This window comes from Chromobacterium sp. CCUG 76385, from assembly GCF_059916625.1.
Map to the genome: position 1 here is coordinate 13315 of NZ_JAUCGU010000032.1, position 21235 is coordinate 34549.

Here is a 21235-nt window from a genome sequence, read left to right on the forward strand (position 1 = left end):
TTCAGATGGTTACCCATTCTTTTTGCGTTTGCTTTCCCGTTGCAGCGTGGGCAATTGCCCGTTCATTTGGCATGAAACGTGGCTGTTTTCCCGGCGCCAGATCATGCGGCTACCTTTCAACCGTGGGTGGAGTCCCGATAAAGGCTGATCCATATTCATGACTTGCAACTGATCTCTGATGGCATCCCATAGCAGTTGGTATCCCGGCAATGGGCTTTCCGCCAGCACGGTTTTCAACATGCGTCGAAACTCGCGCCGGCTGGACTGGCTGCCGCTTTTCAGATGCAAGGCGTCGATGCCTATGCGCCACTCCCGTTGCCGCCCACAATGTTTGCGAGCCATTTCATAAAGGCGCTTAGCCAACGGTTTTCTCAGTTGCAGATATTCAGGATGCAAGCTGAGTACTTGGCGCCGCTGTACCGCGTCCAGCAGCCAGGACGGCAGTTCGACTTCTATCCGCTGTTCTCCGGAATATGAGAGTTTGACCCAGCTTGCCAATAGCGGTTGTTTGAGCTCCAGCAGGCCCTCCTGGCAATAATCAAATTCTGTATTGCATAAGCGCTGAAGACTCTTCTCCACCGCACGGTAGCCCCGCCCTCCCTGGTCTCTGCCGGTATCGCGCAAGAATCCAGCGATGCTGAAACGCAGTCGGTTTGTCAGTGAAGATCCTTGAGATTGATGTTGGCATAGCTGAGAACAAAAATAGATCAATAATTCCCGGTCATATATCGTCGCGCGGCCTAAAGCGGGATCTTTCACCCGTATGCAAAGCTGACGGCTACCGCCACGATTTTGCCACTGCCATATTCCAGTAATATCCTGACCACTTAACGCAAATAGTGGCAACTCCAAGCTGAAAATATCGCTTTTCCAAGACCGTATCTCCAAGCTTTCTAAAGGCGTTGGGGATAAGGTGCTGGTTGGAAACGTTTTCAGTGGCTCAGGCGTGATTTTACGAAAGTTCAACAAGCGTAATAGCAATGCAAGGCGTTGCTCACTTTTCTGCTCAAGAAATTTCAGTTGGACCCAATCCTGCTTTTCTTTGGCTAATAGCCAGCTGATTTGTTCAGGCAGGGTGAGCAAGATATGCAGGGCATTTTCTCGGTGAACTTGTTGATTTAACAGGTGTAGATAGTTTTGGCGTTGTTCTTTTGGCAGTTGAAGGAACTGTTGCAGCAAGCTGTCCATAATTTAAATTGACATCTTTCAAGATTAAAAATCTTGCTTAATAACAGATATCGATTGAATCTTGAGATATTCAACTAACGAAACGCCATTATCGGGAGAAAACGCCCACACCGTATGCGTTAGAGAGACGTTTCCATACAGCGGTGTTTCCGATCGATTGCGATGAAAGGGTAACCGGGGGGGGGAGGTTGGACTTTCCCGTGTAGGACGGAAGCGGAACTGCAACAGTGTAGCAAGTTGCTACACTTGTCTGGACTTTCCTTTTTTCTCGGCGTATCTTACACGAAAATACATCCTATCGAACACGGTATTGGACAACGATATGACCAAAGTCATTGCAGTCGCAAACCATAAAGGGGGCTGCGGCAAAACCACCACGGTCATCAACCTGGCGGCGGAATTTGCTCGTAGCGGCCTCAACGTCTTGGTGGTGGACATGGATCCGCAAGCCAACGCCAGTTTGCATCTTGGCAAGAAACATCCTAGCGAAGTACCTATCACATGCGCTGAGTTGTTGTTGTCGGAAGTGGAAAAGCTGCCGGCGGCCATCTACGAGGACAACCATATTCCAGGTGTTGGATTAATCTACGGCTCTCTTCAACTCGGCAAGGCCGAGGATGAGTTAAAGGATGATACGCCACGGCCATCTGAAGAACTCAGACAAAAGTTGGCGCCGTTGATGGGACTATACGACGTCATTCTGATCGATTGTCCACCAAGCCTGAAACTGCTGACTAGCAACGCCTTGGCCGCGTCCACTCATGTGATCATACCAATTGAATCCGGCTCGCAGTATGGCATGTATGGTATGACCGATCTGCTACGCCATGTAAACCGCATCCGCCGCATCAATCCGCAGCTGGAACTGCTGGGCGCTTTATTGGTGAAGCATGACGAGCGGCAGACGGTTTGCCGCTTGATCGAAGCTGCCGCGCGGGAACAGATTGGCAAACTGCTCCCTATCCGTATTCCCACCAGTACCCGGGTCAACCAGGCGGCAATGGCGCAAACCAGTTTGCATAACATGGACCGCAGTGCCAAGGTCACGCGCGAGTTCCGCGCGCTGGCGCATTTATTGGCGGAACAGCTGCAACTGCAAGCCACGTCTCAATTAGAAGAAGATGTAGAAATCAATGGCGAAGAATCTTAAAGCAATGTTGGCCAAGAAATTGGCCGAGAATAATCTGCGACACCGCGAATCGCCGCAGGAAACGGAATTCGACGAAGGCCGCCAGCATGTGCGGCTTGATTTAGACCTGATTGATCCAAACCCCTATCAACCGCGGCGCAGCTTCCCCCTGCAGGAGCTAAATGCGTTGGCATCCTCGATCGCGGAGACTGGCCTGCTACAACCCGTTACCGTACGAAAATATGAAGGCCGCTATCAGTTGATTGCCGGGGAGCGACGTTTGCGGGCTCATGAACTGCTGGGTAAGACCAGTATTGAAGCCATTGTCGTGCCTTCGGAAGATGCTGATCTGGCGGTATTTGCGCTGGCTGAGAACATTGATCGCCAGGATCTGGCAGACTATGAAATTGGCCTAGCCTTGAGGCGCATTGAAAACCTGTTTCCGTCAAAGAAAAAGTTAGCCGAGTCGCTCGGACTCAATCGCGAGGACATGTATCGTTATTTCGCGTTCGAGGCCTTGCCGGAACGTTTGCGGGCCAAACTGGATCTGGAACCACGCTTGCTGTCGCGTTCCGCCGCCAGCGAGCTGAAGCGGCTGTTGGAACAGACGCCAGCCAGTCCAGAGTTGGATGTCGCCTTGGATCTTGCCTGGTCCTTGTTGGAGCAGGGTTCATTGGAACAGGGAAAGATGGTCGGCTTCATTAACCGCCAATTGCAACAGCAGGATGTTAGCCGCCCTTTGCCATCGCAGAGACAAGCTTGGAAACTGGCTCGTGGAGGACAACAAGTGGGATCGATGTCGCGTGATGACAAACATGTGATGTTGAAGCTCAAAGCTGGAGTATTAAACGATGAGGAAATCGTTCAATTGGAGCAGTTTGTCCGCCAGTTGTTGAGCCATGAAGTGTAGCAACTTGCTACAGGAGTAAGACGATGTCGGATCTGTTTGTGCAGGAAGACGAGCAGCCGGAACAGAACCCGTTGCTGACTCAGTTACAGGCCATCAGTCAGAAGGCTAAGCAACGGCGTTCGGAAAGCAGCATCGCGCCGATCAAAAATCCGCAGCGTGACTTCTTTGTCGCGGATTTTGTCGATTACACCTTTAAAGATGATGTGGCAACGATGGATGCGCCCTTTTTTAGTCTGTCGACTAAAACGGATCGCAATATTTTCCGCTGGGAGAGTCCGGATGCACGCCGTTATGTGGAAGTGGCACCGTCTGCTTTTGGCCGAGCCACGATGCTGGACAAGGATGTGCTGATCTTTCTGGCCAGCCAGGTGACGGCTGCGCGTAACGCAGGCGTTGAGATCAGCCGTACCGTTCGTTTTGTCGCCCATGACTTTTTGGTCAGCACTAACCGAGATACCAGCAGGAATGGCTACAAGGGTTTGAAGGATGCGTTGACGCGTTTGCGGGGCACGACGATCCGAACCAATATTCGTACTGGGGATCGAGAAATTACCCATATTTTTGGCTTGATCGAATCCGCCCAGATCATTTCTGCCGAAAGTAGCGGACGCATGAGCGCGGTGGAAGTGACCTTGTCGGAATGGTTGTGGCGTGCTTTAGCTTCTTTCGAAGTGTTGAGTATAGATGAGGCCTATTTTCGTTTGAATAAACCGTTAGAGCGTCGCCTGTACGAAATCGCTCGTAAGCATGTTGGCCGGCAAAGCAAGTGGCAGATCAGTTTGGAGACGCTTTGGAAAAAAACAGGCTCTCTGAGTCCATTGAAGAAGTTCAAGCATCAGTTGAAGCAAAGCATCGCCGATGATGCGTTACCGGGCTACCGTTATCAGCTAAACGCTGATGACTCAGTAAGCTGTGTTCCCAAGAAACACACTGTAACCATGGATGAGCTTACCCAGCGTTTGGTACAACCTTGAATCCGTGAGACTCACACTGTGGGTGTCTAGCTCGTACACACTTCGTGATTACAGGAACCTATTTTCACCGTTTAGTGGTTTCGTGGTTTGGAAAGTGTTAGCTATCCTGGCTGAACGAACTGAGCAAAAACGTGGTTTTGCGCGTGGTTGTTGAAACAGGGCTTGATAGCTTGCTGGCAAAGCGGGTCGCTTGCGCTTCTTATAGACGATTTTTATGGTTTATCCATCTTATGGTTGGATTCAACGTTCGCTACTGTTATTTATAGTTAAAAAGTTAACGCGCGCGCGTGTTAAGAAATCTGGATGCCTTGTTGCATAAGGCGTTGAAGACGGTTTTGGTTCCTGAATTCACGATGCCTTGGTTCCTGCATTCTCGAATCATGGTTCCTGCATTCTCGAATCATGGTTCCTGACTTCCCGAAATCGGTTCCTGACTTCCCGAAACGTTAGCTGCATGGCTTGCCAGTGCATACCAATCTTGCCAGCCTATCAGCGCTTCGCGCCACTGCTGGCAGCGGGCGTAGTTGTGGCTGACGGTATCGAGGGCGGCAAGGTCATCAGTGGCAAGGGGGCGATCAGCAGCTCCGGTGGCGGGCTGGGCAGAGGCGGACAGGCGGGCCGCGGCGTCGTGCTGCAGGCGCCAAGCAGCAGGCAACACAATGCGCTGGCGGTAATGCTGGCGATAGGCTTCAAGATTGCGCTCCAGGGATTGGACGTGTTTGTCGTGCTGCAGCTGCAGCCACTTTTGTTGCTGGGCCAGGCCGGCCAGCCGGGTTTGCCATTGCCGCTGCTCGCTCAGCTGTCGTTGTTCCGCTTGGCGTTGGGCGCGTTGCTCTCCGGTTTGGAAGCCGAACAAAAAGGCCAGCAGCAGGCAGGTCAGCGCCAGGAAGAGTTGGTTCATGAGCGGGCCGTCGCATCCAGGAAGCGATAGCGGCCGCGCCGCTTCAGCATGATGTTGCTCACATACTCGCGGCTGATGCCGTAGAACGAACGTTGGCCGTAGCCCGCCTTGCGGCTGGGGCCATCGGCCTTCTCGACGTTGCCGAACCAGCGCGACGGGTCGCAGCCGTCCTGGGCGGCGCAGCGGCTGCGGCTGATGGCTAGCATGCCGGGTCCGGCGTTGTAGCAGTTGAGCGCCATCGCCAGCCGTTCGGTCTTGTCGGCCGCGCCGCGCACCGGGTCATAGCAGCGCTTGTCTTGCAGTACCAGCGCCCGCGCCTGCAGCCGGGCGTCGTAGGGGTGGGTCCAGGACCAGCCGGCCAGCAGGCGGCTGTGCTGGTGCTTCAGGTCGCTCAGAGTGTCGAAGCGCGCGGTGCGCGTCACTTGCCCCAGGCCCACGCCGCGTTCACGCGGCGTTTTCAATTCCGCCCGCTCGGACCAGCAGGATTTCGATTTCAGCCCCGGACAGGTTTCCTGTTCCACCTGCGCCGCCAGCACCGAAGGCGCCGGATGGTCCGGCCACAGCGCCTGTTGTTCGCCGATGACGATGGGCAGATTGCGATAGGCGTTGTCAGGCAGGCCGCCGGGCAGGGAAGCGGCGTGGCCGGGGGAGGTGAACAACAGCACGAAGGCCAGCAGCAGGCAGGCCTTGAACACGACCACCGCGGCGAACACGATGGCCGAAGCCAGCGGCTCGCGCTGGGCCGAGGCCAGCAACAGGCCCAGCTGCACCCGGGGAAACAGGATACGGCGCAGCACATGGCTGAGCAGCACCATCGCCGCCAGCACGAAGGCCAGCGCCGATAGCAGATCGCCCGGCGTGCCGGACCAGGATAGGCGGTTGAGCGCCAGTAGGCTCACACCTCCAACGACGGCTAGCAGCAGTAGGCGCGCGCAATCGCTTGCCAGGTCTCGGCGCAGCGGATGCAACGCCAGCCAGATACGGCCTATGGGCCGTAGACGGGTCAAGAGCAATGACAACATGAGTGCCTCATTGAGAGTAGGAAGCGAGAGTCGGATCCATCAGGAAGATGTTCCGGAGAGGAAATGAGAGGGGAAGGCGCTACTTGAGGCTAGCCTTCAACCATAGCCAGACCGCAGCCATCGCGACGCCTACAGTGAATATCCAACGTGCCACATGACCAAGCGCTCGCAGCAGGTTAAAAGCACCGCGGGTAGCCTCCCACGCCTCCAGCAAATCGCGCAGGTCATGCAACGTGGCATTCAGTTCGTCCAGCGCTTTTTGCTGCGCATCACGTTGACGCACTACTTCGACCAGGGTGGTTTCTGTCGTGGCCAATCTTTGTTCTATGCCTCGCCAGCGCTCATCCGCTCGTAACGCTGGCGAAGAAGGAGGATTGCTGCGCTCAGACATTGAGCAGTCCTTGCAACACATGTTCCCAATCGGCTTGCTGCGCGGTTACAGTATCGCCGTACCAGTCCCAGCCCAGATAGCTGATCCGGCCGTTGCCATAGGGGAAGCTGACCACGACAGGATTATTGCTTGCATCTACGTATAACGGCTGCGCGCCGCTCGAGGGCGGACAAATCAAAGCATTGGTGGCATCCTGTCCGATTAAAGTCGCCGGCAGCGTAGCGGGTAGGTTTGGAATTTGCGGCGAAGAAACCTTGTTCAGCGTCTTGCTTCCTGCATCCGGTCCAATCGACACGTTTAACCCGAACAAATTGAGTAGACCGATGGAGCTGGTTTCCGACGCGCTGCAGTAAAACAGCAGTGTGTGGCCGCCATCGTTGACAAAGCGCTTCAAGAGGGTCTGACTCTCGACCGGCAAATCGGCGAACATGGATCCGGTTTCCAGCTCAGGAATCAGCAAGATTTGGCTCCCTGCCAGACCAGCCGATAGCCCACTGGGCGTAATGTCAGAAAACAGCTGATAGCCAAGGCGCAGGCGAGTGGACAACATTTTCATCAAGTTGTCGGCTTCATCATTCTGATATGTGCTGTTCTTCATCAGGCTGATCCGCTTAAGCAGAGGCTGCGCATGCCCAGCCCGCATGGCGTACAAGCCGGTGATGGGCTGCGCCGCGCCGGAGGACGAGGCGCGCCAGAATGAATAGTTCAAGACCTGCGGTCCGCCAGGTGAAAGTCGATATAACGCCATATCAAGCCGCCTTATACGTTGCGACCAAGATCGCGCCGGCGTTGAGTGCGGCTTGCACCGCTTGCAGCGTCAAGTCCGGCGTGGCGGCTTCCGCCACGAAGACGATGCGCTGGCTTAAATAGTTGGCGTCCAACTGTGCGTAGTTCAGGCCCAGGGCGCCGGAGCTGAACGCCAATGGAGACATGGCATTGACTTTCAGACCGGCGGCGTCCACAGACAGGCCGCTGTTGGCGGCCAGTTTCACATTGACGGCGCTGCCGCTGGCGTCCAGGCCGTTGCCGGCGACGACCTTGACGCCAGCGCCATCGGCGGCCAGACCAGCGCCGGGCGCAACCTTCAAACCGGAGGCGTCCACAGACAGGCCGCTGTTGGCGGCCAGCTTCACATTGACGGCGCTGCCGCTGGCATCCAGGCCATTGCCGGCGACGACCTTGACGCCCGCGCCATCGGCGGCCAGACCGGCGCCGGGCGCAACCTTCAAACCGGAGGCGTCCACAGACAGGCCGCTGTTGGCGGCCAGCTTCACATTGACAGCGCCGCCGCTGGCGTCCAGGCCATTGCCGGCCACCACCGATACGCCGTTGCTATTAATCGTGATGCCGTTGCCTGGATCTACCGCCAGGCCGGTGCTGTCGGCCTGCAGTCCGCTGTTTGGCGCCAGTTTCAAGTTTAGATTCAGGCCTTGCTTGGCCAAGCCATTGCCGGCGCGCAGATAGTCCAGGTCAGTGCGATAGGTCCAGCTTGGTTTGGCTGGATCGCCGTCCATGACCCACAGCGTGCCGCCGTAAACGCCGCCGTCTGTCGCCATCACAGCCGTGCCGCGCTCCAGTTCGTAGTACGGATTGCCGTCCAGTTCCGGCGCGCGGGTCCAAGCGCCTGTCTGCACCACCCACAGCACATTGTCAGGGTGGCTATCCACGCCGCTGCTGCCGCCTTGCCTCGTGGCCAGAACCTTGTCTCCAGCTTGCAGCGCCACGCCGTCCACTGCCGGCGGCACGCCGCTCAGGCTTGCCGGGTTGGTTAACACCGCGCGCGCCTGCGCCCGCAAGGTCAAACCCAACGCGGCATTGCTGACGAATTGGCTGACCGCGCTGGCGGTCACCAGCAGTTGTTCCGGATGATTGGCCAGATTGATGTCTTGATTGACGACGCCGCTGACGGAAGGGCCGACAGCCAGTTGCAAGGCGCCGCCGATGGATAGATTACCGGGAATGCTGACGGTGTCCTTATCGTTATTTCCCAGCGAAATGGCCACAGACAACCCGTCCAGGCTGGACGCGCCGATGTGATCGTCTGCTTTGTTCAGCGTTGCGTCGAACACGTTGGCGAAATCGGCGGCGGTAGGTTTTTTTCCTGCCAGAAAACTCGTCTTGAGCATGCTGCGGGTAAGAGAATTGGCATTGTCAGGCATGTGGATATCCATTCAGAGAGGGCGGGCGCCACCCAAACCCGATGCGGGCGAACAAACCGGAAAATGGGATGGGTGTGTGAAGCGGAGTTTCGCCCTGGAGCCAGGGCTTGGGTGGCGCAGACATTATGGCAAAGAGCGCAGGCGCAAAGCACAAGGCGGCCCACGCCCGGTGTAGAGGAGTCAGGCCGCGGAAAGAAGACGCAGTGAACGGCGGTTGCCGGCCCACACCTCGGTGCGGTATGCGCCATCCAGCAAAGCCAGCGCCTGGCGCGCGATACCGCGCTCGCGCCACTCCGGGGCGACCAACACGCACAAGTTGCGCTCGCCGCTATCCTCGTCGCGCAGCGCGAAGAAGCCCAGCAAGCCTGCATCGGGATGCAAAATGGCCAGCAGCCGGCTGTTGGGATCGGCTTCTTCAGCCGCGATCCAGGCGGAGGCCGCTTCAACGTCGGATAGGTCGGGCAGCCGCGTCAGCGCCATATCATGCGGCCGGCGGCAAGCCCAAGCCAGTTCACGCGCATGATGCAAACAGAGTGGAGACAAGCACAGGCCGTCTGCTGACGCCTTTTCCGCTGGCAACTTGGCGCGCCAGGCGTCGAAACGGCGGCGCAGCTTGCGGGTCTTGGGATGGTTGGGCTCTACCTCTTCCAAAGTGGCCAGCACATCGGCGGCCAGCGCCGCGTCGCCCACCAGCATTTCCAGCAGTGCCAGATTGTGCAGCGCCGGGCCTGCCGGCGCGTCGTGGCGCAAAGCGTCCAAAAAGGCCGCGCGCGCCGCGCCGTAATGCCCCAGCCGCATCGCCAGGCAGCCTAGATCAAAGTGATAGCCAGCGCCGCTCAGGCTACGCGACCAAACGCGTGCCAGCGCGTCTCCCCATGCGGGGCGCAGCGCCGCCGTGGCATCGGGCAGGGAATCGAAGTGGCGCGCCAGCCAGCGCGGGTTGTGGCCAAAGCGCGCCAGCGCGTCCAGGCTGGGTTCTGCGTCGCCGTCCAGCGCGTCGCACGCCTCCTCCGGCATGGCTTGGCGCACCAGCGGCCATGGGCTATGCCCCGGTTGCAGCACGCCGCATAGCAACAGCGCGTTTTCCTCGCGGTTCAGTCGCAGATGCAAGGCCGGCCAGCGGCGGGCCAGCGCTTCGGCGTTCAAAGGCAGGATAGGGTCCAGCGCGGAGGGGAGCGCGGTCGGCAGCCGGCTGCCGTGGGCCTGGTCGGCCAAATACAGCAGCAGCCCGTCCGGATGCGCGTCTGCCAGCGCGTCGGCATGTTGGAACAAGGTGATCGGCAGCGCCGTCACGCCGACATCGGCGCGTCCTTGTTGCCGCGCCGCCAGGGTTTGTTCGTCCGCGGCGGCGAAGAGCGGCGCGGGAGCGTCTGCCTGCAACGCGCCTCCCACCTCCAGCGCAACAATAGCCCCGGAAGCCGCGTCCGCCGGCTCCAGCCGCCAGCGCGGCCCGTCGTCGCACACCGCCACGCTGGCGCGCCAGGCCGCACCGTAATGGCACCAGGCCACGCGCGCCGGCCGGCGGCTGTAATGGCCATGGGCGATCAAGGCGGCATGGCGGCCGGGCTGCGGCGCGGGGTCGCCATCGGCCAGCTCCCATACGCCATCGGCCAGCAACCGGGTGACGGGCGGGTGTTCCGCCAATTGTGGCAGCGCGTGATAGAGCCGGAAAACCAGCGGCGGCAAGCCCATCTCGCCTGCCAGATCCAGCAGATTGCACCACAGCTGCCAGGCGAAGTCGCCGTCGTGGCTGCCGGGCAGATGCACGGTTAGCGGCGCCTCGTCGCCGGCTGCGCCGTCCAGCAAGAACGCCAGCAGCAGCCTGGCCGCGGTCAGGCTGCTGGCGGCCTGATTGGGCAGGGCCGGCGGCAAAGCGGACAGGTCTTCGCGCCATAAGGGCGCGTCCTCATAGGCTTGGGTGGGAATATGGGCGTCGACGCTGGACGCGGGCGGCGGCAGCAGCGCTTCCGGCGTCAGATCCGGCGCGGCGGGGGCATGGCTTAGGCGCAAGGGATGCGCATCGGCCGGCAAGATGAGGGCGGTGGTCATGGCGGCAGGGACAAGTCAGGCGCGGGCGGCCGCCCGCGAAGTGAGAGGAAGACGGTTTGGCGGTTTAACCTTGCAGCTCGCGCGCCGGCGGCAGGGTCAATTTGCCGGCGCGGCGCAGCCGGTGGCGGGCGTAAGGCGCGTAAATGCCTTTCCAGTCCACCTGGCCCAGGCTCAGCTCGACGATTTTCAGCGCCTGCTGCGGGCTGGGCGCGCGCTCCATCCGCCGCCAGCTGCTGGCGGTGCGCAGGGCGACGCCGAATTGACGGGCGGCGGCTTCGTCGCCGATGCAGTGGATATAGACCGATAGTTCCATGGCGGGGCTTCCGGTGGAATGTGGGCTGGCTGGCGCGTCCGGACAGCCGGTTTTCAGCCAGAACATCATGCCATTTAGTTTAAATTGTTTCAAATAACGACATGGATAATCCATGTTATGACAAAAGCCTGATTTTTCCTAAACCTGCTCATAGCAGCCGGGAAAATACTCGCGCGCCAGCCCATTGCGCAGCAGCAGCCGCACGGCGGCGCGTTCCGCCGTGGTCAGCCGTTCGGCGGCCACGTAGGAGAAAAATGATGGGCAGCAATTTTTCATGGAAATTAATCAAATTGGCATTTCTGCCATTCTATGGCCTGCCGCCGCCGCCGGGCGCGGCCCCCTCCACCGTCTGTGAAAGACCGGACCGTCCATCCGGGCATGCCGCCATCGACATTGCTCGACGCGGGGCTGGAGCGTCTACCGGTTTGCCCATGGCTTGAGTGATTAAATTTGATTGAAAGTAATTCAAGTCGACTCGCACGCGGCGCGCGCCCTTCACTCAACAAGCAGGAGACGGCCATGCCTTCCCTCGATATCCGCGTAGTCACAGCCCCCTCGCCGACAAGATCGATCAAATGGCGGAGCGGATGGAGCGCTCGCGCGGCTGGATCATCAAACAGGCGCTGTCCGCCTGGGTCGCGCAGGAAGAAGAGCGCGACCGCCTCACCCGCGAAGCCTTGGCCGACGTCGACGCCGGCCAGGTCATCAGCCAGCAAGCGGTGCAGGCCTGGGCACCCTGCCGGCGCCGCGCTGATGGAGGTGCAGTGGACCTGCCAGGCGCTGTCCGACCTGGTGCGGCTATATGAATGCCTCGCCTCGGTCAACCGCCAGGCCGCGGCCCGGACCGTGCAATGGCTGACGGCGGCGCCGATCGCCACCTTGCTGAAAAACCCACACCTGGGCGAACAGCTATTCGATTTCGAGCCGCGCGAAGTGCGCCGCCTACTGGTGGGGCCATACGAGCTGCGCTACGAGATCCAGGGCGACATCCTCTACATGCTGCGGCTGTGGCATACCCGAGAGGACAGATAAGGCCTGGCGTCTTATGCGATTTGGTGGAGAGGAGGCGTAGGGTGAGATACCCGGCCTCCTAGTCTGATTATTTTAACTTCATTTTCTGTCTCGTCCAGTTTTGTCCCTTCTACTTTACGTCCCTTACGACCATGCCGATTTCTAAAATATATTACACTCACAGTTCATCCCCTTCTTTTCATTTCCTTTCTTTTTTCTCTCGAACAGTGTATTAAATAATGCCTCATTAACTAAATTATAACTGCCTGCCTGAATAGATTGATCTTTTTCCATTTCACGAATATCTTGCACATGTTGATTCCCGATTTTCCATACTCCGATTCGGTCTTTGTCTTCCTCCGCAGCCAGGTGCATTTGCTTCGACCGTTCACGTCTCACTGTTTCCGACGATAACTGATCCCTAGGCTTCCTCCCCATGACTAGTGTTAGCGCGGACTCACAACGTCCATCGTTGATAAGTAAATTCATTACTTTAGCAGCCAGCGCGTCCCCGACTGATTTGTATTTTTCCGCTTCGTCTAGTAATTCCCACACCGAAGGCAATATAATATTCAAAATCTCGTCCGCTGCAGCTTGCACTTCTTTAACCAATCCTCCCTTTCGATTTTTACATAACTCAACTTCACGCTTAACTTCAGCGATCAATCCCTTGATTTTCTTTTGAAGACTTGTCGCTAAAACGACCCATACCACCTGTGCTCTCAGAACCCCGGTCGCTACCTGTTCGATACTCTTCAAATCCTCTTTAATGAATCCCCACCACTGCTCTATTCTGATATCTGTCGGGTCTCCATATCGTTCAGTATTGATTACACCCTTCGCTTTCGTCACAAAGTCCGCCTCACGCCAGTACCTTTCAGCCGGTATCCCTATCGCTTCGAGCGCTTGGATTTCCTCGCCGCGCCTTCCATCGGAAACAGTATGTTTCTCCCCTACAACATTCAATTTTGAGATGCTAAGCACTTTTTTTATCTCTTTCGGCTGACTCACTCTATATTTTTCCATTCCGTTATTCTTTCCTGTTTTGTTCTTTATCTGAATCACCATTTCTCTCGCGGGTGATTCCTCATCTGGGAGAATGGAGCCCTGAACAAATTTGCCAAATTTCCCCCAAAAGTCCGTGAGCACACCGTACGCATGGCCTCTGAAACCAAGAATCAAAACCGTAGATTGGGATGAGTAAAATGAAGTCAAACATCTACCACCATGCACTCTGGCAAACAGCATCGTCCTACTTGTAATCCACCACAAAAGGCTTCAGAATATCCACCTTCACCACTGTTTTCAGGGCCGTAGGGGGCGATCCTCGGCTACCGCGGCATCCATGTGACCAATTCAATAGCCGGGCATTTCACCGAATTCGATGCTGCGTTAGAGCTACGGTTGCATCGTCCTACCGTGGAACCATCCTTCGTGTAGGGCCAGAATGGAGAGTCCTCTAAAAAGTAGTCCAAATCTCCTGGGGGTTATCAGGAGATGGTAGTTGCATTTTTACCTTCTCCTGTTGGAACTTATTCATTATTCCTTGAACTTCTTCATCCTTCATTTTGTATGTAGCAGGGACTCCGAAACCTACTACTTTTATATCCTCCTTGCTCACTGCTTTATTAGTCTCGACTGCTCTAACATTATTCTTTTGGGGGAAAGTTGCCGCCTGAACATCCTTATCTTGGTCTTCTTTTTTTAACTGCGCGACTGCACCCTTCACTTGGCCAAGGTCCTGATTGAACAAAAATCTCTCAATACCATCGTTGGCGTTATCCTTTGCGTAGTCGAAGGCTTCTCCGCCGTTTTCAACCGCCCAATTCGGACCCGACACGTTCTTCTGCCCCATTTGCCACCCTTTAATCCCCTTGCCGCGATAATCCCAACTATTCCATAATTCAAATTTATTTACCCGTATCATCAGCAAAACTCCGAGCTCTAGAGGCTGTTTACCCATCTGCTCTGGATCCGCCGGTGCCAACGCATATTTCATCGCTACATTTGGATCTACTCCGAATTTTATACGCCCTTTTGCATCGTCATGAACCTTCTTTTCATATATAACTGCTCCTTTCCCCGATCCACCCCAAGCCGGGTCTAGCCCTGTGGCTGATATCCCATCTATATTTTCCGCCCGTGTGCCGTGGAAAAAATAATAATTGTTTTTATCACCACTCTTAATCGTAGCCACCGGAACGAACTTCGGTTTCTTATCCGTACTTTCTTGGTAATACATATGGCTAATCCTTCTTTCCTTACCAACGTTATTCGTGTTACTGCTCTATTATGACTACCCTCTACTCTACTGTTATTATGGTGATTGGCATCATATATCTGTGAGACCACTCGTAACCTGCGCGCGCCCCCCCTTAGCCTGCTATCATTAGCCGTACTTCTTGACCAGCTTGCCAGGACCGGAGGGGGCGATACCCGGCTTCGCTCGAATCGATGCGGCCCACCCAGCCGCCGGGCATCGCGCCGATTTTCGTGTTGCATGGGAGCGGTGCGACGCCCGGCGGGTGAGGTTTTGCGTGATGGAGTTTGATGCCGGGTGTCGCACCCTACGATTGCACCGTACTGCCGTGCTCCTGTGCCCGCTTTCACCCGCCCCCCGTGAAGGCCTCCCGGTCCATCATTTGTATCTGCCGCGTCGTCCCTCATATACCGAGGGCTCCCCAACCACTAAAACATCCCACTTCCGCGGTTCACACATAGTTTGCTCTCCCCGGCCGCTACGATTTTGAGATTGTGAAAGCGTGCGGCCTTCCATAGGCTCGGGCGACCATCCTCTAATCCACCACGTTAAAATAATGAATAGCCTTGAAGACCGGCCCTCCTTCCGTAAACAACTTGGCCCTGAACGCAAATCTCCGATACTGACTCGAGTTAGGGACATACATTCCGTCCACATACGTCTTCTGGTGGTATGAACTGCGAGTCGCTATCCTTTTGCCGTCAACCGGCGGGTCTTCCTCCCTATTCCATCTTAACAATCCCATCACTATCTCATTATGTAGCTCGCCTCTGGTCATGCCAATCAACGTATGCTGTTCCTTCGCTCCCATATCTTCCCGACCCTCGTAATGAAGCTCCTGATTTACGTTAACGTTTTCCACATGCGGGAATAAATGCCACGCAAATCGGGTCGTCGCACAGTCCCCCTCCCCTGGTGCTGCTGCTGCCCACCCCACCATCGACCACGCGTCACTCCTCTTCACCTCGTCGTATATTGATATGGCTGACCCTGCTTTACTTTGTTTTGCATACATCTTGATTCCCTTCTATCAAAGCCTCTGTTATCTACCTATCTCACTCCACCGAAGTAGCCCTACCCGTGCTATCAGCCTTCCGATCGGCTGCCTCCCTCCCTTATATGTTCCCCCGTTTACCCCATTTCTCTTCCGCTACCCTCCTCATCCACTCCACTTCCCTCCAAACTACCCTCATGACATCTACCGCCTTGTTCAAACATGTGCTACCCCCCAGGCCCGTAGGTTGGGCTGATTGAAATGAAGCCCGACGTTTACCGCGATCCCCCTTGCCCGATCCGGCCCCGCTACTTGTAGACCACTACCAACTCCACAGGCTCCGCCGAACCCACCCCCACCACCCCCCACCACCGTTTGCCGCGGCTGAGGTCGTCCGGCGTCAGCCGGATCATGTAGTCGTCGTCCGGCAGCCCCGACAGCGCAAAATGTCCATCTGCCGACGGGCGGATCCAGGCGCTGCGGGTGCCGGTTTCCATGCCGCGGAACTGCAGCTGCAGCTGGTTGGGCGGGAAGGGGGCGGTGACGGTGCCGCTGATTTGCGGCCGCAGCGCGGCTGGGGCGGGGGCGGCCGGGTCCCAGCTTGGGTGGGCGTCGTAGTCCATGCCCTGGATCAGCGGCAGCGGGTCCGGGCTGCCTTCCGGGATGGGAATCAAGGCGGTGAGCTCCAACAGCGGGCGCGGCGGGGTGCCCAGCGCCTGCCAGTAATCGCCGCTGCGGATTCCTCCGTCGCGCTCGTGCAGCATGTCCAGCTGCACCGGGTAGCCGTGGGTGTCCAGCTGCGCCGCCTGGGCCAACTCGTCCGGTAAGTCCGGGAATGCAGTCATGCCGGCCAGCGCGCGGTAGAGCAGGTCTTGCTCCACCAGCGCGTGGTCGGCGCCGGCGCGGCTCCAGGCGGTGAGCATGTAGCTCAGCGCCATGATGCGCGGATACGGGTCCGGGGTGCCGTTCTGGTTGTCGGCGCCGCGCTGAACCCGGCCTGGGTCGCTCAGGCGGCGGCTGAGGTCCTGGCGCACGCCGGTGAGGTAGAGGTTGAGCACCGGGTCGTTGCCCAGCTTCTGGCGGAAGTCCGCGTCCGGCACCTCGGTGCTGATCTGCACCTGGGGCAGGCTGGCGAAGACCCGTTCGCGCAGCAGCCGGGTCAGCGCCTGGGTGAGCAGGGCGAAGTTGCTGTTATACATGCTGGGCTCCTTGCAGCCAGGTTTCTATCCTTTGCGCCATCGGGTAGCGCTGGTTGGTCTTGTCGTACTCGCGCGCCAGCGCGTGGGCCAGCCGCTGCGCCGGGCTGGATTGCGGCCGAGCCAGGCCGGCCAGGCGCGCGCCCAGCGCGATGTTGGCGATTTGCGCCGGGCTCAGCTCGAAGCTGTCGGCCAAGGCCGCCAGCGCGGCGTCGGGCAGCGCCAGGCGATCCGCGTGGCGGCGCCACAGGCAGAGGCGGCGCAAGGCGTCCGGGGCGCTGAATTCCACGGTGAGGGCGAAGCGGCGCAGGAAGGCCGGGTCCAGGTTCTGCTTGAAGTTGCTGGCCAGCACCGCCAGCGCGCTGCTGTCGTCCAGCCTTTGCAGCAGGTAGCTGACCGACAGGTTGGCGTTGCGGTCGTGGCTGTCTTTCACCTCGCTGCGCTTGCCGAACACCGCGTCGGCCTCGTCGAAAAACAGCAGGCAGGGCTGGCGCTCGGCGGCGTCGAACAAGGTGGCCAGGTGTTTTTCGGTTTCGCCTATCCACTTGCTGCTGAGCTGGGCCAGGTTGACCTGGTACAAGGGCAGCGCCAGCTCCGCCGCCAGCGCGTGGGCGGCCAGCGTCTTGCCGGTGCCGGGCGGGCCCCAGAACAGCGCGGTGAGGCCGCTGCCCTGGGTCAGGCCTTCAGCTCGCAGCAGGTGGCGGCTTTGGTAGCGCAGGCTCAGTTCCGCCAGCGCCTCGCGCTCGGCCTCGGCCAGCTCCATGTCGGCCAGGCGCGCGCGCGGTTCCACCCGCCGCGCCAGCGCGCCCAGGCTGGCCGGCTGGTGGGCCAGGCAGGCGCGGACCAGGGCGGCGGCGTCCGGCGTGGCGTTACCCACCAGCGAGGCGGAGGCGACGCGGCGCATGTCGCCGGGCAAGAGCGGAAACTGCCGCGCCAGCGCGGCCAGATCCGCCGGGGCGATGCCGTCTGGCGGCAGCATGGCGCGCCACAGCCTTGCCGCTTCCCGCTCGGTCGGCAAGCCCAGCGCGCAGTTGACGGCCAGCGCCGGCGGCGCCTGCTCCGGCGTTTCCGCCAGCCTAATCAGCGCGCGGCCGGGGTGGCCGGCCAGCCAGGCTTCCAGCAGCGGCAGCAGGCTGCTTTGCCGCGCCAGCTTGTCCTCGTCCGGCCAAACCAGCCAGCCGTGGTTGAGATCGACGAAGCTGAGCAGGTCGGCCAGCAGTTCTTCCGGCGCGTCGAACTGGTAAAAACGCTCGCTATTGAGCAGGTAGACCGGGGTGTTGCCGGCGGCGGCCAGCAGCGCGCTCTTGCGGCCGCTGCCCGGCGCGCCGGTGAGCTGCCAGCCGCCGCCTGTTGGGAAATCGCCGCGCGGCAGCGGCGCGGCCGGGGCGGCCAGCCTTTGCAGCAGGCGGTTCAGGTCATGCGCCTGGCCGGCGCCGGCGGCCAGCTGCTGCAACAGTTGCGGGCTGAGCCGCAGCCTCGCCCAGTCCTGGCCGGGGCCGGCCAGCAGCAGGCGGCGGCGCAGCAAGACGCCGTCGGCCAATGCCGCCAGCGCGGCCGGATAGTCGGCGGCGTCCGGGCTGAGGAGCTGGGCTAGCACCGGCAGGCTCAGGCCGCGCTCTCCGCATAGCGTCTCTGCCGCCCGGTGGCCGGCTTCCAGCGTCAGGGCCAGCGCCAGCGCGGCGGCGTCCCGCGGCGGCAGGCCCAGCCGGGCCAAGGGCCGCGGCGCTTGGACGGCGTCCAGCGCGGCGCGGCAGGCGGCGGCCCATTCGGCTTCGTCGCCGTGTTCGATCATCGCCAGCGCGGCGTCCAGCAGCGCGGCGGGGGAGAAACCCCAGTCGAGCTCACGCATCATCTTGCTCCTGGTCCGGGTGGGCGGGATCGGCGGGGGCGGTGAGTTCGGGCGGCGCGGCCGGGATGGCCGGGCGCGGCCAGTTGACGGTGAGCAGGCCGTCCAGCCAGGGCAGCATCACCACGCCCAGCGACCAGGGCAGCCTCGCCAGCAGCACGTCCTGGGCGGCGTCTTGCGCCGTCAGCTGCCAGCCGGCCTGGCTCAGCCGCCAGATGCCGGCGCGGCGCAGGAACAGCGGGGCGATGCCGTCGCGCAGCGGCATGGCCGGCAGCGCGGCGGCCCAGGCTTGCTCGATGGCGGAAACCGCCTCTTCCAGATGGCCGCGCTCGGCGTCGGACAGCTCCGGCGCGTCGGCCAGCGGCTCGTCTATCTCCAGGCCCAGCAGCACACGGGCGGTGTAGCCCTGCTCCTGGTCCTCGTCCCGGCCCATGAGGCCGGCCAGCGCGCGCCAGGCCTTGCGCTGGCTGTGCTCGTCGCGCCAGCGCTGGCCGTCGTCCAGCCAGCCGCAGCGGCGGAACAGCTCGGGCAGGAAGGGCCACAGCAGGGCCAGGCCGGCGTCGTCGGCCCAGAAGCGGCTGTCTTCGTCCAGGTTTTGCCCGTCCAGCAGTTGCTGCAGGCTGGCGGCGGCGCGCTCCCATTGGCGGCGTTCTTCGCCGCGCAGCGGCCGGCGCGCGGCGCGGGATGCCTGCCACAGCCGCAGCAGGGCCGGGTCGCGCTGCTGGCGCAGCCGCGCCTCCAGCTCGTCTTCCGGCAAAGCCAGCAAGTCCGGCCATAGGCCGGGAATGCCGGCCAAGCCGACGCTTTGCGCGGCCAGGGTGTCGGCCAGCGGCTGCCAGGCGGCCGCGGCGCCGCGCCACAGCTTGAGGCGGCGGCGTTTGAGCTGGGCCGCCAGATGCGGCGAGGCCTGCAGCTGCGGGTGGGCGTCCAGCAGCGCGGGAAGGAGTTTTTCCAAGGCGTACAGCGCGGCGGCCAGCCGCTTGCGGTCGGCGGCGGCAGGCTGGCTGCAGGCCAGGGCGGCGTCGCGCATGGGCGAGGGCGGCAGCGCTTGCAGCCGGGTCCGCCAGCCGGCCAGCAATTCGCGGCAGTCGTTTTCCCAGGCGTAGTCCGCCGCCACGCTCTTGCCCTCGCTCCATAGCCGCAGCTGGCGGCTGAGCTTGCGCCGCCAGGCCAGATTTGGGGCGGAGGCGGCGAGGAAGCGCTCGATCTGGTCGGCCAGCCGCGCCGGCAGCGCCGGGCTGGCGAGAAAGCGCGGCAAGGCCGCCAGATCGCACAGCGCGCGCGGGTCCAGCTGGCCCTGCGCGGCCTGTTCCAGCCGCTGGCGCAGGGCATGGCCCAGGGGTGCGGCGGCGTCGGCCGGCAGATCGCGCAGCGCCAGGCGCAGCCTGTGGATGGCGTCGCCGCTGCGTTGCGGCCAGCGAGAACCTTGCGGCGGTAGCAGCCTTTGCGCGTCGGCCAGCCAGAGCAGCAGGGCGGCGTCCAGCGCCGCCGGCTCCAGCGTTTGCTCGGCCTCGCGCAGCTGGCGCAGCCAGGCGGCCAGGCGCGGCCAGTGGGACAGCGCCTGGGCGAGCCGCTGCGCCAGCTGGCGCGGCGCTGGCCAGTCTTCTGCGGCGCGCAGCGCGCGCACCGCTTCGCGCGCGCGCGGGCTGTCCGGCTGCAGCGGCAGCCGGCTGCGGCGCGGCAGCTGGCTCAACAACTGGCCCAGGCCCGGCGGCGCGCCGTTTTGCGACAGCGCGGCGCCGAGCTGGTCCAGCCAGCCGTCGTCGGCCTCGGTTTGCGCCAGGCCCTGTTTGATCAGCGCCAGCAGCGCGCGCCAATGGGCGCGCTCGCCGCCGCTGCGCGGCAGCGCGTCGTCCCAGATGTCGAGCAAGCGCGCCAGCCGCTGCGCCGGCTCGGCCGCTTCGCGCGCCGCCGGTTCCGGTTGGCTGTCTTCCAGCCAGTCCAGGATGGCGCTCAGCAAGGGCGCCGGCAGGCGCAACAGGCGCGCGCGCGCGGCCTGCCGCGCCAGCAAGGGGCAGAGCCAGGCCGCGCCGTCGCGCTTGCGCAATTCGCTGTACAGCAGCGCGCCCAGCGCGGTGGCGCCCAGAGTGGGCTGGGACCACAGCGGCGCGCCATGCTGCAGCCAGCGCGCCAGCTCTTCGCGGCGGCTGCCTTGCGGCGGCGGCGGCAGTTGGCGCGCCAGCGCGTCGGCCAGCGCCTGGTCCAGCCGCGGCCCCAGCTCGTCCAGCAGCCGGTCTTCGTTCAGCCGGCCCAGGTCTAGCGTCAGCGCCGGCAGCACGCGGGCGACCAGATTGTCGTCCGCGCCCAGCCGGCTGGCGTCGCTCCAGCGCTGCAAGGCGCGCTGGAGGCGGTCGATGAGGGCGTTGTCGGCGCGCGGCAGGCGCGCGTCCACGGTCATCCTGTCGACGATCAGTGTGTGCATGGGTTTACAGGCCGTGTTCGCGTTTCAGGGTGGACAGGGTCTGCAGATAGGCTTGGTAGCGCGGCGAGGACGGCTGGCCGAGGCCGATGGCGACGAAGGCGGCTTCGCTCCCCTCTGGCTGGCTTATGCACCATTGCGCCAGGCGCGCGCGCATCAGGGTGTCCTGGTCCAGGCGGTCCAGCTGCTTGAGCAGCGGCGCGGCGCTGTCGGCCTGGTGCTGGAAGCTGCCCTGGCGGGCGGACGCCACCGGCCGGGGGTCGGTGTCGGCGAAGGCCGGCAGCGGCGCGAAGGCCACCACGTCGGTGGGATGGCGGCGCTGCCAGTCGCCGCCTCCCTGGGCGTTGGGCTCCACCGCCACCCAGAATAGATTGGGCTGGATCAGCTCGCCGGCTTCGGGGTACAGGGTATCGTCGATTACCAGGCCGTTGAGGCGCGAGCATTTGATGTAGCTGGTCATGGAGAAACTCCGG

General features: G+C 61.0%; 20 protein-coding genes and 1 pseudogene. 5 read left to right on the forward strand and 16 right to left on the reverse strand.

The genetic code is table 11. The annotated features are described in order from the left end of the window. Positions 1–9: 9 nt before the first annotated feature. A complete protein-coding gene (locus QUG01_RS16715) occupies positions 10–1188 on the reverse strand; it encodes a replication initiator protein A (protein ID WP_500831087.1) in 1179 nt (392 codons plus the stop codon). Positions 1189–1510: 322 nt separating this feature from the next. On the opposite strand from QUG01_RS16715, the gene QUG01_RS16720 reads away from it, so the two are divergent. Genes QUG01_RS16720 through QUG01_RS16730 form a run of 3 tightly spaced genes read left to right on the forward strand, consistent with a single transcriptional unit; the run spans position 1511 to position 4201 of the window. Continuing rightward, positions 1511–2338, forward strand: a complete 828-nt coding sequence (locus QUG01_RS16720) for a ParA family protein (protein WP_274772056.1) — start codon at positions 1511–1513, stop codon at positions 2336–2338. Next, positions 2322–3227 carry a ParB/RepB/Spo0J family partition protein gene (locus tag QUG01_RS16725; RefSeq protein ID WP_500831088.1) on the forward strand — a complete coding sequence of 302 codons (906 nt, stop codon included), beginning with the start codon at positions 2322–2324 and terminating at the stop codon, positions 3225–3227. Before QUG01_RS16720 ends, QUG01_RS16725 begins: the two co-directional genes overlap by 17 nt. Before the next feature lie 23 nt (positions 3228–3250). Continuing rightward, a complete protein-coding gene (locus QUG01_RS16730) occupies positions 3251–4201 on the forward strand; it encodes a replication initiator protein A (protein ID WP_500831089.1) in 951 nt (316 codons plus the stop codon). 400 nt (positions 4202–4601) lie between these two features. Here QUG01_RS16730 and QUG01_RS16735 read toward each other — a convergent pair whose 3' ends face one another. The 8 genes from QUG01_RS16735 to QUG01_RS16770 form a co-directional block, all read right to left on the reverse strand. Continuing rightward, positions 4602–5102 carry a hypothetical protein gene (locus QUG01_RS16735; RefSeq protein WP_500831090.1) on the reverse strand — a complete coding sequence of 167 codons (501 nt, stop codon included), beginning with the start codon at positions 5100–5102 and terminating at the stop codon, positions 4602–4604. Further along, on the reverse strand, positions 5099–6001 hold the full coding sequence (locus QUG01_RS16740; protein WP_500831091.1) for a lysozyme family protein: 903 nt from the start codon (positions 5999–6001) through the stop codon (positions 5099–5101). The genes QUG01_RS16735 and QUG01_RS16740 overlap by 4 nt, the downstream gene beginning before the upstream one ends. A gap of 202 nt (positions 6002–6203) precedes the next feature. Next, on the reverse strand, positions 6204–6515 hold the full coding sequence (locus QUG01_RS16745; RefSeq protein WP_274772046.1) for a hypothetical protein: 312 nt from the start codon (positions 6513–6515) through the stop codon (positions 6204–6206). Next, a complete protein-coding gene (locus QUG01_RS16750; protein ID WP_500831092.1) occupies positions 6508–7224 on the reverse strand; it encodes a hypothetical protein in 717 nt (238 codons plus the stop codon). Before QUG01_RS16750 ends, QUG01_RS16745 begins: the two co-directional genes overlap by 8 nt. A gap of 40 nt (positions 7225–7264) precedes the next feature. Continuing rightward, positions 7265–8674: a hypothetical protein gene (locus tag QUG01_RS16755; RefSeq protein WP_500831093.1), complete on the reverse strand. Its 1410-nt coding sequence runs from the start codon at positions 8672–8674 to the stop codon at positions 7265–7267. 180 nt (positions 8675–8854) lie between these two features. Continuing rightward, entirely contained in the window at positions 8855–10723 is a 1869-nt protein-coding gene (locus QUG01_RS16760) for a GNAT family N-acetyltransferase (protein ID WP_500831094.1), read from the reverse strand. A gap of 64 nt (positions 10724–10787) precedes the next feature. Further along, positions 10788–11036: a hypothetical protein gene (locus tag QUG01_RS16765; protein ID WP_500831095.1), complete on the reverse strand. Its 249-nt coding sequence runs from the start codon at positions 11034–11036 to the stop codon at positions 10788–10790. Positions 11037–11174: 138 nt separating this feature from the next. Then, positions 11175–11312, reverse strand: a complete 138-nt coding sequence (locus QUG01_RS16770; protein ID WP_500831096.1) for a hypothetical protein — start codon at positions 11310–11312, stop codon at positions 11175–11177. A gap of 287 nt (positions 11313–11599) precedes the next feature. Between QUG01_RS16770 and QUG01_RS16775 the strand changes: the two are divergent. Together QUG01_RS16775 and QUG01_RS16780 are read left to right on the forward strand one after the other, a co-directional pair. Continuing rightward, a pseudogene (locus tag QUG01_RS16775) lies at positions 11600–11842 on the forward strand (CopG family ribbon-helix-helix protein); the annotation flags it as partial. Beyond that, on the forward strand, positions 11790–12068 hold the full coding sequence (locus tag QUG01_RS16780) for a type II toxin-antitoxin system RelE/ParE family toxin (protein ID WP_500831097.1): 279 nt from the start codon (positions 11790–11792) through the stop codon (positions 12066–12068). The pseudogene QUG01_RS16775 and the gene QUG01_RS16780, both read left to right, overlap by 53 nt. A gap of 141 nt (positions 12069–12209) precedes the next feature. Here the strand turns inward: QUG01_RS16780 and QUG01_RS16785 are convergent, their stop codons facing one another. The 7 genes from QUG01_RS16785 to QUG01_RS16815 all read right to left on the reverse strand — a co-directional run bounded on the left by QUG01_RS16785 (position 12210) and on the right by QUG01_RS16815 (position 21222). Further along, positions 12210–13295 (reverse strand): hypothetical protein, encoded by a 1086-nt coding sequence (locus QUG01_RS16785; RefSeq protein ID WP_500831098.1) that lies wholly within the window; start codon positions 13293–13295, stop codon positions 12210–12212. 211 nt (positions 13296–13506) lie between these two features. Next, positions 13507–14289, reverse strand: a complete 783-nt coding sequence (locus QUG01_RS16790; protein WP_500831099.1) for a hypothetical protein — start codon at positions 14287–14289, stop codon at positions 13507–13509. Between the two features lie 553 nt (positions 14290–14842). After that, positions 14843–15322 carry a hypothetical protein gene (locus tag QUG01_RS16795; protein ID WP_500831100.1) on the reverse strand — a complete coding sequence of 160 codons (480 nt, stop codon included), beginning with the start codon at positions 15320–15322 and terminating at the stop codon, positions 14843–14845. A gap of 287 nt (positions 15323–15609) precedes the next feature. Beyond that, positions 15610–16500 (reverse strand): Pvc16 family protein, encoded by an 891-nt coding sequence (locus QUG01_RS16800; protein ID WP_500831101.1) that lies wholly within the window; start codon positions 16498–16500, stop codon positions 15610–15612. Next, positions 16493–18349: an ATP-binding protein gene (locus tag QUG01_RS16805; protein WP_500831102.1), complete on the reverse strand. Its 1857-nt coding sequence runs from the start codon at positions 18347–18349 to the stop codon at positions 16493–16495. Before QUG01_RS16805 ends, QUG01_RS16800 begins: the two co-directional genes overlap by 8 nt. Further along, entirely contained in the window at positions 18339–20765 is a 2427-nt protein-coding gene (locus QUG01_RS16810; protein WP_500831103.1) for a contractile injection system tape measure protein, read from the reverse strand. Before QUG01_RS16810 ends, QUG01_RS16805 begins: the two co-directional genes overlap by 11 nt. Before the next feature lie 4 nt (positions 20766–20769). Continuing rightward, positions 20770–21222 (reverse strand): hypothetical protein, encoded by a 453-nt coding sequence (locus QUG01_RS16815; protein WP_500831104.1) that lies wholly within the window; start codon positions 21220–21222, stop codon positions 20770–20772. Positions 21223–21235 lie beyond the last annotated feature (13 nt).